The 11,940-nt window shown below is 68.4% G+C and carries 11 protein-coding genes; all 11 read right to left on the reverse strand.

Annotation, left to right across the window (positions count from 1 at the left end; translation table 11 throughout):
• Positions 1-14: 14 nt before the first annotated feature.
• The 11 genes from AC1DZV_RS12400 to pyrR all read right to left on the reverse strand — a co-directional run bounded on the left by AC1DZV_RS12400 (position 15) and on the right by pyrR (position 11,827).
• Complete coding sequence (locus AC1DZV_RS12400) at positions 15-1,319, reverse strand: bifunctional phosphopantothenoylcysteine decarboxylase/phosphopantothenate synthase (protein ID WP_476953815.1); 1,305 nt, start codon at positions 1,317-1,319, stop codon at positions 15-17.
• 51 nt (positions 1,320-1,370) lie between these two features.
• Positions 1,371-1,631, reverse strand: a complete 261-nt coding sequence (gene rpoZ / locus AC1DZV_RS12405) for a DNA-directed RNA polymerase subunit omega (RefSeq protein WP_018773134.1) — start codon at positions 1,629-1,631, stop codon at positions 1,371-1,373.
• Between the two features lie 39 nt (positions 1,632-1,670).
• Complete coding sequence (gene gmk, locus AC1DZV_RS12410) at positions 1,671-2,243, reverse strand: guanylate kinase (protein ID WP_028276459.1); 573 nt, start codon at positions 2,241-2,243, stop codon at positions 1,671-1,673.
• Positions 2,244-2,283: 40 nt separating this feature from the next.
• Positions 2,284-2,601: an integration host factor, actinobacterial type gene (gene mihF, locus AC1DZV_RS12415; RefSeq protein WP_028276460.1), complete on the reverse strand. Its 318-nt coding sequence runs from the start codon at positions 2,599-2,601 to the stop codon at positions 2,284-2,286.
• A 189-nt stretch (positions 2,602-2,790) separates the two neighbouring features.
• The gene (gene pyrF / locus AC1DZV_RS12420) at positions 2,791-3,657 is read right to left on the reverse strand and encodes an orotidine-5'-phosphate decarboxylase (protein ID WP_476949417.1); all 867 of its coding nucleotides are present in this window, start codon (positions 3,655-3,657) and stop codon (positions 2,791-2,793) included.
• Positions 3,650-6,949: a carbamoyl-phosphate synthase large subunit gene (carB, locus tag AC1DZV_RS12425; protein ID WP_476953816.1), complete on the reverse strand. Its 3,300-nt coding sequence runs from the start codon at positions 6,947-6,949 to the stop codon at positions 3,650-3,652. The genes pyrF and carB overlap by 8 nt, the downstream gene beginning before the upstream one ends.
• Positions 6,949-8,160, reverse strand: a complete 1,212-nt coding sequence (carA, locus tag AC1DZV_RS12430) for a glutamine-hydrolyzing carbamoyl-phosphate synthase small subunit (protein ID WP_476953817.1) — start codon at positions 8,158-8,160, stop codon at positions 6,949-6,951. Before carA ends, carB begins: the two co-directional genes overlap by 1 nt.
• A 67-nt stretch (positions 8,161-8,227) precedes the next feature.
• The gene (locus AC1DZV_RS12435; protein ID WP_476953818.1) at positions 8,228-8,749 is read right to left on the reverse strand and encodes a PH-like domain-containing protein; all 522 of its coding nucleotides are present in this window, start codon (positions 8,747-8,749) and stop codon (positions 8,228-8,230) included.
• Positions 8,746-10,134 (reverse strand): dihydroorotase, encoded by a 1,389-nt coding sequence (locus tag AC1DZV_RS12440; RefSeq protein ID WP_476857077.1) that lies wholly within the window; start codon positions 10,132-10,134, stop codon positions 8,746-8,748. Before AC1DZV_RS12440 ends, AC1DZV_RS12435 begins: the two co-directional genes overlap by 4 nt.
• Positions 10,134-11,204 carry an aspartate carbamoyltransferase catalytic subunit gene (locus tag AC1DZV_RS12445; RefSeq protein ID WP_223916685.1) on the reverse strand — a complete coding sequence of 357 codons (1,071 nt, stop codon included), beginning with the start codon at positions 11,202-11,204 and terminating at the stop codon, positions 10,134-10,136. Before AC1DZV_RS12445 ends, AC1DZV_RS12440 begins: the two co-directional genes overlap by 1 nt.
• On the reverse strand, positions 11,201-11,827 hold the full coding sequence (pyrR, locus tag AC1DZV_RS12450; RefSeq protein ID WP_476953819.1) for a bifunctional pyr operon transcriptional regulator/uracil phosphoribosyltransferase PyrR: 627 nt from the start codon (positions 11,825-11,827) through the stop codon (positions 11,201-11,203). The genes AC1DZV_RS12445 and pyrR overlap by 4 nt, the downstream gene beginning before the upstream one ends.
• Between the last annotated feature and the right edge of the window lie 113 nt (positions 11,828-11,940).

Genomic DNA, 11,940 nt, shown 5'->3' on the forward strand with positions numbered 1-11,940 from the left:
TTGGTTACGCCGGGCTACGCCGGCGGTACAGCCCGGCTCAGCTCGGCGCTGATCCGGTCGATCACGGCAGCCGCGACGTCGGATTTGGAACCCGACGCCTCTTGGGGTTCGGAGCCGTCACGGGAAAGGATGACTACTGTGTTCGTGTCCTCGCCAAAGACCAGGTCCCGGCCCACCTGGTTGACGACCAGCAGGTCGCAGGCTTTCCGGTGCAGCTTGGCCCGGGCATAGTCCAGGACATCGCCGTCGGCATCGCCCGTCTCGGCGGCGAAGCCGACGATCAGCTGATTCCGGGACGCGGCGTCGCGGACTTCGACGAGTTCGCGCAGGATGTCGGGGTTGCGCACCAGGTTGATCACGGGATCGGCGACGTCGTCGCGCTTCTTGATCTTGGTCCCGGCGACGTCCGCCGGCCGGAAGTCCGCGACCGCGGCAGCCATGATGACGACGTCGGAGTCGGCGGCCGCGTGCAGCGCCGCCTCCCGCAGTTCCAGGGCAGTTTCGACCGGGACGAGTTCGACGCCGGCGGGCGCCGGGACTTCCATGTGGGCGGCCAGGAGGCGGACGCGGGCGCCGGCTGCGCGGGCGGCCGCGGCCAGGGCCACGCCCTGCTTGCCGGAGGAGCGGTTGCCGAGGAACCGCACGGGGTCCAGCGGTTCCCGGGTGCCGCCGGCACTGATGGTCACCGTCAGTCCGGCCAACGGCGTAAGCGCCGCTGCCGGCGCGGCAGCCAGGGCAGTGGTCACGTCCGGATCAACGGCCGGCATCGCCTCAGAAGCGGCGGCTGCGCCGGCGCCGGCGAGGGCCATGGCGGCGGTGAAGATCGTCTCGGGCTCGGGCAGGCGGCCGGGCCCGGAGTCGGCGCCGGTCAGCCGCCCGCTCGCGGGTTCCAGCACCGTGACGCCGCGGCTGCGCAGGGTTTCGACGTTGGCTTCGGTGGCGGGGTGTTGCCACATTTCGGTGTGCATGGCCGGGGCCATGAGCACCGGACAGTCGCCGGCCATCAGCAGGGTATTGGTGAGGAGGTCATCGGCCTGGCCGCTGGCCGCACGGGCCAGGAGATCGGCCGTGGCCGGGGCCACGACGATCAGTTCGGCCTCGTGGCCGAGCCGGACATGGTTGACCGTGTGGACGGCGTCGAACACGCTGTTGCTCACCGGGTGCCCGGACAGTGCCTCCCACGTGGCGACGCCGACGAAGCGGGTGGCCGCCTCGGTGGGGATGACCGTGACGTCATGCCCGGCTTCAGTAAAAAGCCGGAGGAGCGATGCCACCTTGTAGGCGGCAATCCCTCCCCCGACTCCGAGGACTATGCGCACGTGATCTCCGTCAGCAGGCAGTCTGTTTACTTGGCTCTTCCCGCGGGGGAATTACTCTGCGGTTTCGATCGGCGTGGAGACGAGCTTGCCTTCGTTGATCTCGCGCAGGGCGATCGACAGGGACTTCTCGTTCAGCTTGGTGTCGACCAGCGGGCCAACGTACTCAAACAGGCCCTCATGCAGCTGGGCGTAGTACGCGTTGATCTGGCGTGCGCGCTTGGCACCAAAAATCACCAGTCCGTACTTCGAGTCGGCGGCCTTCAGCAGCTCGTCGATCGGCGGGTTGATGATGCCTTCAAGGTTCGTGGACACGAATTCTCCAAATTCTAACGGGCCGGTACGTCCCGGCGCCTAGCGCGGGTTCGGGGTCAGCCCCATGAGTGAAACAAGCTCGTCCGCTGCCCGACGAACGTCATCATTGATGACGGTGTGGTCGAACTCCGGTTCAGCGGCAAGTTCTAGTTTAGCGGTTTCCAGCCTCTGCTGCTGTTCTTCGGCGCTTTCCGTGCCGCGGCCAACCAGCCGGCGGACCATTTCGTCCCAGCTCGGGGGCGCCAGGAACACAAACTGGGCATCCGGGACGGCCTGCTTGACCTGCCGGGCGCCCTGCAGATCGATCTCCAGCAGCACCGAGCGGCCCTCGGCGATGGCGGCGTCAACCGTGCTGCGCAGCGTGCCATAGCGGTTCCGGCCGTGGACGACGGCCCACTCCAGCAGTTCGCCGTTTTCGACCAGGGAATCGAATTCCTCGGCCGATTTGAAGAAGTAGTGGATCCCGTCCTGCTCCCCCGGCCGCGGCGGGCGCGTGGTGGCCGACACGGAGAGCCAGACGCCGGGGTAGTTGTCCCGGATGTAGGTGGACACGGTGCCTTTGCCAACAGCCGTCGGGCCGGCGAGGACTGTCAGTCCCGGTTTCTTGCTCACATATTCCTTTGGGCGGTGGTGGGCAGCTCGGCGGACCGGGCTACTTGTCGTCAATAAAATCTACCAGCGCCCGGCGCTGGTGGATTCCCAGGCCGCGGACCCGTCGGGATTGTGCGATGCCGAGTTGGTCCATGATGGCCGCCGCCCGGACCCGGCCGATCCCGGGCAGGGCCTCGAGCAGCTCCACGATTCTCATGCGGGCAATGGCGTCGTCGGATTCGCCGGCACTGATGACATTGGCGATGGTCAGCTCGCCCGTCTTGAGCCGCTCCTTTGCCTCGGCCCTGGTGGCCCTTGCGGCAGCGGCCTTGCGAAGGGCGTCGGAACGCTCCTGAGGAGTGAGTGGTCTCAAACTCACGGAAGGCCTCCCTGCATGGCGGGACGGGGCACTCATGCCCTTGCCCCGAACCTACGCTCAGGCGGCGGCAGAAATCAATGGAAATCTGCGCGGCGGCCGGTTCGGGATCGGGAAGAGCGCAATCCCGAACGGAACAGCCCCTGGCCCGGGTCCGGCAGCTCCGGTCCCGGGCCGGCGAGGCGGCTGCCGCTAGGCCTCGAGGAGTTCGTCGAGGGTGCGCCGCGCGGCATCCCGGAGGGACTGCAGCTGCGGTCCGGCGCCGAGGATGTCCCGGCTCGAGGTGCCCAGGACCTGGGGATAGGCCGCACCGAACGTGCGGCGCAGGTCCGCGGCGGTGGCGCCCTGCGCGCCCAGCCCGGGGGCCAGGATGGGCCCGCGGACCGCCGCCAGATCGAGATCCAGTGCGGAGAGGGCCGAGCCCACTGTCGCACCGACCACCAGTCCCACGGAACCGAGCGAACCGTCATAGCGGCGGTTCTCCACCGCGGCAGCTTCCGTGATCCGCCGCGCGACGGAATCGGCCCCGCCGACGTGCTGGACCGAGGCGCCCTCCGGGTTCGAGGTCAACGCGAGGACGAACACCCCGCGCCCGGTCTCGGCCGCCAGGTCCAGGGCGGGCCGGAGCGACTCAAAGCCCAGATACGGGCTCAACGTCACCGAATCCGCGGCCAGGGCCGAGCCGTCCCGCAGCCAGGCATCCGCGTAGGCGGCCATGGTGGAGCCGATGTCGCCGCGTTTGGCGTCCGCGATGGTCAGCACGGACGCTTCTGCCGCCGCGGCCAGGGTGCGTTCGAGCACGGCGATTCCAGCCGATCCTTGACGCTCGTACAGGGCCACCTGCGGTTTCACCGCGGCAGCGAGGGAGCCCACGGCCTCCAGGACGGTCAGCGAGAAGCGTTCCAGCCCGGCGGCGTCGTCGGTGAGCCCCCAGCGCTGCAGCAGCGCCGGGTGCGGGTCGATGCCGACGCACAGCGGGCCGCGGTCCGCCATGGCCCGCCCCAGCCGGGAGCCGAAGGTCTCCCGGCCGGCCGCCGGGGCGGTGGATGCCTCAGGCATCCTGGAGCGCCTTCAGGTTCGCGGCGTGTTCCTGCAGGCTCGTGACCGACCATTCGTAGGTGCGCAGCGCCTCGATGGCCTGGACGGCGGCGTTGAACTCGGCCACGGTGGTGATGCACGGGATCCCGATCGACGTCGCGGCGGCACGGAGTTCGTAGCCGTCGCTGCGGGCCTCGCCGCCGGAGGGGGTGTTGAAGACCATGTCGATCTCGCCGGCGGTGATGAGGTCGGCGATGGTGCCTTCGCCTTCGGCGCTGGAGCCTTCGGCGACTTTCCGGACCGGGGTGGCCTGGATCCCGTTGCGGCGCAGCACGTCGGCCGTGCCGCCGGTGGAGACGATCTCGAAGCCGAGGTCCGAAAGCCGCTTGACGCCCATGATGACCGAGCGCTTGTCCCGGTTCGCCACCGAGACGAAGATCTTGCCCTCGGTGGGCAGCGCGTTGTTCGCGGCCGCCTGGCTCTTGGCGAAGGCCGTGTCGAAGTGCTTGTCGATGCCCATGACCTCGCCCGTGGAGCGCATTTCCGGGCCGAGCAGGGAGTCGACCACCTTGCCCTCGGGGGTGCGGAAGCGGCTGAACGGCAGCACGGCTTCCTTGACCGAGACCGGCGCGTCCAGCGGCAGGGAGGAGCCGTCGCCGGTCTCCGGCAGCATCTTGTAGGCGCTGCGGAGCTGGTTGATGGTGACGCCGGTGCCGATCAGGGCCGCGGCCTTCGCCATCTGCACACCGGTGGCCTTGGACACGAACGGGACGGTGCGGGACGCGCGCGGGTTGGCTTCGAGGACGTAGAGCACGTCGGAGGCCAGGGCGAACTGGATGTTGATCAGGCCGCGGACGCCCACGCCCTCGGCGATCGCCAAGGTGGCGGTCCGCACCCGTTCCAGCACGTTGCCGCCCAAGGTGATGGGCGGCAGGACGCAGGCCGAGTCGCCGGAGTGGATGCCGGCCTCCTCGATGTGTTCCATGATGCCGCCGAGGTACATCTCTGTGCCGTCGTAGAGGGCGTCGACGTCGATCTCGACGGCGTCCTCGAGGAAGCGGTCAATCAGCACAGGGTGGTCGGGGGTGATCTCGGTGGCGTTGGCAATGTAGCGGGAGAGGTTGGGCTCGTCGTAGACGATCTCCATGCCGCGTCCGCCGAGGACGTAGGAGGGCCGGACCAGGACCGGGTAGCCGATCTCGTCGGCGATCTTCTTGGCGTCCTCGAAGGACACGGCGGTGCCGTTCTTCGGCGAGACGAGCCCGGCCTTGTCGAGGACGCGGGAGAAGGCGCCGCGGTGTTCGGCGAGGTCGATTGCCTCCGGCGAGGTGCCGAGGATCGGCACGCCGGCGTCGGCGAGCTGCTGGGCGAGCTTGAGCGGGGTCTGGCCGCCGAGCTGGACGAAGACGCCCATGACCCCGCCGGTGCGCTCCTCGGCCGCGATGACCTCGAGGACGTCCTCCAGGGTGAGCGGCTCGAAGTAGAGCCGGGTGGAAACGTCGTAGTCCGTGGAGACGGTTTCCGGGTTGCAGTTGACCATCACGGTCTCGTAGCCGGCCTTGCGCAGCGCCATCGAGGCGTGCACGCAGGAGTAGTCGAACTCGATGCCCTGGCCGATCCGGTTGGGGCCGGACCCGAGGATGATGATGGACGGCTTGGCGTGCAGCGCAACCTCGTCCTCCTCGTCATAGGAGGAGTAGTGGTACGGGGTGTAGGCGGCGAACTCGGCCGCGCAGGTGTCCACGGTCTTGTAGACGGGACGGATGCCCAGGGCCTGCCGGACCCCGCGGACGACGTCCTCGGAGTTATGGGTCAGCGCACCGATCTGTTCGTCGGAGAAGCCGTGGCGCTTGGCGCGGGTCAGCATCTCCGGCGTCAGCGCCGCGGCCTGGCGGATTTCGAGCGAGATCTCGTTCAGCAGCTGGAGCTGGTCCAGGTACCAGGGGTCGATCTTGGTCGCCTCGAAGAGCTGTTCCACGGTGGCGCCGCCGAGCATGGCGCGCTGCACCTGGTGCAGGCGCTCGGTGGTGGGACGCTTGGCCTTCTCGATCAGCTCCGCGACTTCCCATTCCGGGACGTGGCTGAAGTCCAGCTGGGAGCCCTTCTGCTCCAGGGAGCGCAGGGCCTTCTGCAGCGCCTCGGTGAAGTTCCGGCCCATGGCCATGGCCTCGCCCACCGACTTCATGGTGGTGGTCAGGGTGGGGTCCGCGGCCGGGAACTTCTCGAAAGCGAAGCGCGGGACCTTCACCACCACGTAGTCCAGGGTCGGTTCGAAGGACGCCGGGGTCTTCTGGGTGATGTCGTTCGGGATCTCGTCCAGGGTGTAGCCAAGGGACAGCTTCGTGGCGATCTTGGCGATCGCGAAGCCGGTGGCCTTGGACGCGAGGGCGGAGGAACGGGAGACGCGGGGGTTCATTTCAATCACGACGACGCGCCCGGTGTCCGGCTCGACGGCGAACTGGATGTTGCAGCCGCCGGTGTCGACGCCGACCTCACGGATGACCGCGATGGAGATGTCGCGCAGCCGCTGGTATTCGCGGTCCGTCAGGGTCAGCGCCGGGGCGACGGTGATCGAGTCGCCGGTGTGCACGCCGACCGGGTCGAAGTTTTCGATGGAACAGACCACCACGACGTTGTCGTTCTTGTCCCGCATCATCTCGAGCTCGTACTCCTTCCAGCCGAGGATGCTCTCTTCGAGCAGCACCTCGGACGTGGGGCTGTACTGCAGGCCCTGGCCGACAATCCGGCGCAGGTCCCCCTCGTCGTAGGCCAGTCCGGAGCCCAGGCCGCCCATCGTGAAGGAGGGCCGGACAACCATGGGGTAACCGAGGTCACCGGCCGCGGCGAGTGCCCCGTCCATGGTGTGGATGATGTGGCTGCGGGCCGACTCAGCGCCGCAGCGCTCGACGACGCCCTTGAACTTCTCGCGGTCCTCGCCCAGCTCAATCGCGGCGATATTGGCGCCGATCAGCTCGACGTTGTACTTCTCCAGGACGCCGTTCTTATCCAGCGCGATGGCCGTGTTGAGGGCCGTCTGGCCGCCGAGGGTCGGCAGGAGCGCGTCGGGGCGTTCCTTGGCGATGATTTTCTCCACCACTTCGGGGGTGATCGGCTCGATGTAGGTCGCGTCCGCGAACTCGGGGTCCGTCATGATGGTGGCCGGGTTGGAGTTGACGAGGATGACCCGCAGGCCTTCCTCCTTGAGGACGCGCAGCGCCTGGGTGCCGGAGTAATCGAATTCGGCCGCCTGGCCGATCACGATCGGGCCGGACCCGATGACCATGACGCTCTTGAGGTCAGTTCTCTTGGGCATTACTTCGTGTCCTCAGTCTTGGAATCGGTGGCAGTCTTTGTGCCGGTCTCTGTCTTTGGAGAAGCGTCCGCCATCAGCTCGATGAAGCGGTCGAAGAGGTAGGCGGCGTCGTGCGGGCCGGCGGCCGCTTCGGGGTGGTACTGCACGGAGAAGGCCGGAATGTCGAGGCAGGACAGTCCTTCGACGACGTCGTCGTTGAGGCTCACGTGGCTGACCTCGACGCGGCCGAAGCGCTCCTCGGGGGCCTGGGTGGCGCCGTTGAGCGGGGCGTCGACGGCGAAGCCGTGGTTCTGCGAAGTGATTTCGACCTTGCCGGTGCGGCGGTCCATCACGGGCTGGTTCAGGCCGCGGTGGCCGTAGCGGAGCTTGTAGGTGCCGAACCCGAGGGCCCGGCCGAGGATCTGGTTGCCGAAGCAGATGCCGAAGTACGGGATCTTCTCATCAAGCACGGAGCGCAGCAGCGCCACCTGGTTGTCCGCGGTGGCGGGGTCGCCGGGGCCGTTGGACATGAAAAAGCCGTCCGGGTTGACGGCCTGGACGTCGGCGAGGGTTGCCGTGGCAGGCAGCACGTGCACCCGGACCCCGCGCTCGGCGAACCGGACCGGGGTCATGCGCTTGATGCCTAAGTCGATAGCGGCAATGCTGAACCGCGGCTCGCCGTCCCAGCCGAAGTCCTTGGGCTCCACCGTGTAGGCGGCGTCCACGCTGACTTCCTCGGCGAGCCGTGAGCCTTCCATCGGCGCGCTGGCCAGGACGGCGTCGGTCAGTTCCTTGTCCGTGGCGCGGGCGGCGTCGCCGGAGAAGATGCCGGCGCGCATGGTCTTGTGTTCGCGCAGGTGGCGGGTGATGGCGCGGGTGTCGACGCCCTGGATGCCGACGATCCCCTGCTCGACGAGCTCGTCGTCGAGGGGACGTTCGGAACGCCAGTTGGAGGGCCGGCGCGCGGCGTCGCGGACGATGTAGCCGGCCACCCAGATGCGGCGGGACTCGGCGTCGTCGGTGTTGACGCCGGTGTTGCCAATGTGCGGCGCGGTCTGGACCACGAGCTGGCGAGCGTAGGAGGGGTCGGTGATGGTCTCCTGGTAGCCGGTCATGCCGGTCGCGAAGACTGCCTCGCCGAGGGCCGTTCCGGTGGCGCCGTAGCTGGTTCCGCGGAAAATCCGGCCGTCCTCGAGCACGAGAACTGCGGGGGTGGATGCTGCTGCTGTCACTGTTTTTTCTGTCACTGTCTCTTCTGACACTGTTTTCTCTGACACTTCGTTGGATTCCGTCACGTCGTTACTTTCCACTATCGGCTTCTGCCTGAGGGGCTGCGGAGATCAAATCTTGGAGGGTGGCGAGGAGCACGGCTTTGTCCTCGGCGCGGCGCGTCCGGTAGCCGGTGTCGAGTTCGTGGGAACCGAGCATCCAGCTGAGCACCAGCAGGCCGTCCTTTTCCACGAACTTTCCGGCCATGCCGCTTTCCTGCCGCACACCGGTCAGGCGTCCGGCCGGGATGAACACCGGGCCGGCGCCGGCGCGCTCGAACAGCACGCCTTCGGGGTGCACGGAGAGCTTGGCGTTGGTGCGGATGCCCAGATTGTGCACGGCGATCCGGTCCAGCCAGTCGCCGGCGGTGGTGGAGGCGACGTACTGGCCGTCGGCGGCGGCCAGCGGAGCGCCGAGTTCGGCGGGAACCTCGGGGAGGGGCTCGACGTCGGACTGGCGGCGCAGGCGGTTACGCCAGCCGACGGCGATGAGGGCAAGCGCGACGCCGATCAGGACGAGCGTGAAGAGCAGGGAGAGGTCCTTGACACTCACGGGCGGCGGCCCGCCGGTCCTGCGTCGAGCGCTTCGGCCGGCCACCGGTACGGGGTGTTGAGTTTTCCGTCGAGAACGGTCGGGTGGCCCTTGAAGAACGTCGCCACTACCTTCCCCGGCAGTTCCCGGCCGGCAAACGGAGAGTTACGGCCCATGGTTGCCATCTTAGAAGGGTCCACGGTCCAGCGCGCAGCCGGGTCCACGAGTATGACGTTGGCAGGCTCCCCGGCCTCGAGCGGGCGGCCCTGGTCCTGGACCCGGCCGATGGCGGCCGGCGCCGTGGAGGTCACGCGGGCAAAATCCTCCCAGCCCATCAGGCCTGTTTCGATCATGGTGTGCTGGACCACGGAGAGCGCGGTTTCCAGCCCGGTCATGCCCATGGCCGCCTGCGCCCACTCGCATTCTTTGTGTTCGCTCGGGTGCGGGGCGTGGTCGGTGCCGACGACGTCGATCGTGCCGTCGGCCAGGGCGGCCCGGAGGGCCTGGACATCGGCGTCGGTGCGCAGCGGCGGGTTGACCTTGTAGACGGGGTCGTAGCTGCGGGCGAGCTCATCCGTGAGCCAGAGGTGGTGCGGGGTGACCTCGGCCGTGACGTTGACGCCGCGGGACTTGGCCCAGCGGATGATCTCCACGGACCCGGCCGTGGAGACGTGGCAGACGTGCAGGCGGGACCCGACGTGCTGGGCCAGCAGCACGTCCCGGGCGATAATGCTCTCTTCGGCGACGGCCGGCCAGCCGGCCAGGCCGAGGACGGCGGAGACCTCGCCCTCGTTCATCTGGGCGCCGGCGGTGAGGCGGGGTTCCTGCGCGTGCTGGGCCACGACGCCGTCGAATGCCTTGACGTATTCGAGCGCGCGGCGCATCAGCACCGGATCGTGGACGCAGATGCCGTCGTCGGAGAACACCCGCACGTGGGCGCGGGAGTCGGCCATGGCGCCGAGCTCGGCGAGCTGCTCCCCCGCGAGGCCCACGGTGACTGCTCCCACCGGGCGGACGTCCACCCAGCCGGCGGTCCGGCCAAGGGTGAGGACTTGCTCCACGACGCCGGCGGTGTCCGCCACCGGGGTGCTGTTGGCCATGGCGTGCACGGCCGTGTAGCCGCCCAGGGCGGCGGCGCGGGTGCCGGTTTCGACGGTTTCGGCGTCTTCGCGGCCGGGTTCGCGCAGGTGGGTGTGGATGTCCACCATGCCCGGGAGCGCGACGAGGCCAGCGGCGTCAATTACGGTTGCGTCCCGCACCCCGGCGCCGTCGGCGTCCAGCTGACGGCCGCGGGCGGCGATCACGCCGTCCCGGATCAGGAGGTCCTCGGCTGCTCCGCCCAGGATCGAGGCCCCCCGGATGAGGTAGGCGCCGCTGTTGTCTGCGTTCTGGTGCTGATCGGCCATCAGTGGCTCTCCTGGTGGGAATAAGTGAGGTTCGGAATGGCGGCGTGCGCCGCGGACGCGGCCGCAGAGGCAGAGGCGGCGGCAGAAACTGGTGCGGCGGCCGGCTCGCGGTTCTCCCCGGACAGCAGCAGGTACAGTGCCGCCATCCGGACCGAGACGCCGTTGCGTACCTGCGCGAGCACGGTGGAGCGGGGCGAGTCGGCCGCGGCCGCGGAGATTTCCAGGCCGCGGTTCATGGGACCGGGGTGCATGATGATGGTGTCCTTGAGCCCCAGGCTGTCGAGGGCGCGGAGCCGGTTGTCGTCGAAGCCCCAGCGCCGCGAATATTCGCGGGTGGTGGGGAAGAAGGAGGCATTCATCCGTTCGCCCTGGACACGGAGCATCATCATGGCGTCCACGCCCTGCGCGAGGGTCTCGTCGAGGTCGAAGCTGACGGCGCACGGCCATTTTTCGACGCCGATGGGGAGCAGCGTGGGCGGCGCGACGAGGGTGACCTCGGCGCCGAGGGTGCGCAGCAGCCAGACGTTGGAGCGGGCAACGCGCGAGTGCAGGACGTCACCGGCGATGGCGACGCGCATGCCTTTGAGGTCGGCGCCGGCCGACGGCGTGCCGGCCAGCTTCGACCAGTGCCGGCGCATCGTGAACGCGTCCAGCAGCGCCTGGGTGGGGTGTTCGTGGGTGCCGTCGCCGGCGTTGATGACGGCGGCGTCGATCCAGTCGGTCGCGGCGAGCCGGTGCGGGGCACCGGAGGCCCAGTGCCGGATGACCACGGCGTCGGCGCCCATCGCGGCGAGGGTCTGGGCGGTGTCCTTCAGCGACTCGCCCTTGGAGACGGACGAGCCCTTCGCGGCGAAGTTGATGACGTCGGCGGAGAGCCGCTTGGCGGCGGCTTCGAAGGAGATCCGGGTACGGGTGGAGTCCTCGAAGAAGAGGTTGACCACGGTGCGTCCCCGCAGGGCTGGGAGCTTTTTGACCTCGCGCTCCCCCACCGCAGCCATTTCCTCGGCGGTGTCAAGGATGCGGATGGCGTTGTGCAGGCTCAGGTCTTCGGTGGAGAGCAGGTGCCTCATGCGGTGGCCTCGATGACGACTTCATTTACGGGGGCGCCGTCGGGGGTGCCGTCTGTTGCCCCGCCTCCGGCAGAATCGGTTTCCTCGAGCCGGACCCGGACCTTCTCCGATGAGGAGGTAGGCAGGTTCTTGCCGACATGGTCGGCGCGGATGGGCAGTTCCCGGTGGCCGCGGTCGATCAGCACGGCGAGGCGGACAATCCGCGGCCGTCCGAGGTCGATGATGGCGTCCAGTGCTGCCCGGATGGTGCGCCCGGAATAGAGGACGTCGTCGATCAGCACCACAACTTTGTTGTCGATGCCGGTGCGCGGCAGCTGGGTGGGGTACGGCGGCCTGGTGGGCTGGTGCGAGAGGTCGTCGCGGAACATCGTGACGTCGAGTTGACCGACAATGGCGGCGGCGTCCACGGTGGGATCCGCGGCGGCGATCTTGGCGGCGAGGCGGACGGCGAGGGGATAGCCCCGGCGCGGGATGCCCAGCAGGACGAGGTCCTGGGAGCCCTTGTTGGCCTCAAGAATTTCATGGGCGATACGAGTGAGCGCGCGGTCGATGTCAGCCTGGTTGAGGACAACCCGGGTGAGCACCACCTGCGCCGGACCCGGTGCTGAAGGCACGGAAGTCAAAGCTCGTCTCCCCTTTCCCCGCCTCACGGGACGGAATTAAAAAAGGATTATTTGCTCTTTCAAATTACCACAACGGCACTGCCGCCCCGTCGCCGCCGGAATGCGTTTAACCT

The organism is Arthrobacter sp. P1_D12, assembly GCF_056406175.1.

What these genes read in the sequence shown, in the direction of transcription:
- pyrF (WP_476949417.1), bottom strand. Translation starts at nt 3,657, where the DNA reads ATGCCTGAGGCATCCACCGCCCCGGCGGCCGGCCGGGAGACCTTCGGC.
- carB (WP_476953816.1), bottom strand. Translation starts at nt 6,949, where the DNA reads ATGCCCAAGAGAACTGACCTCAAGAGCGTCATGGTCATCGGGTCCGGC.
- AC1DZV_RS12440 (WP_476857077.1), bottom strand. Translation starts at nt 10,134, where the DNA reads ATGGCCGATCAGCACCAGAACGCAGACAACAGCGGCGCCTACCTCATC.
- AC1DZV_RS12445 (WP_223916685.1), bottom strand. Translation starts at nt 11,204, where the DNA reads ATGAGGCACCTGCTCTCCACCGAAGACCTGAGCCTGCACAACGCCATC.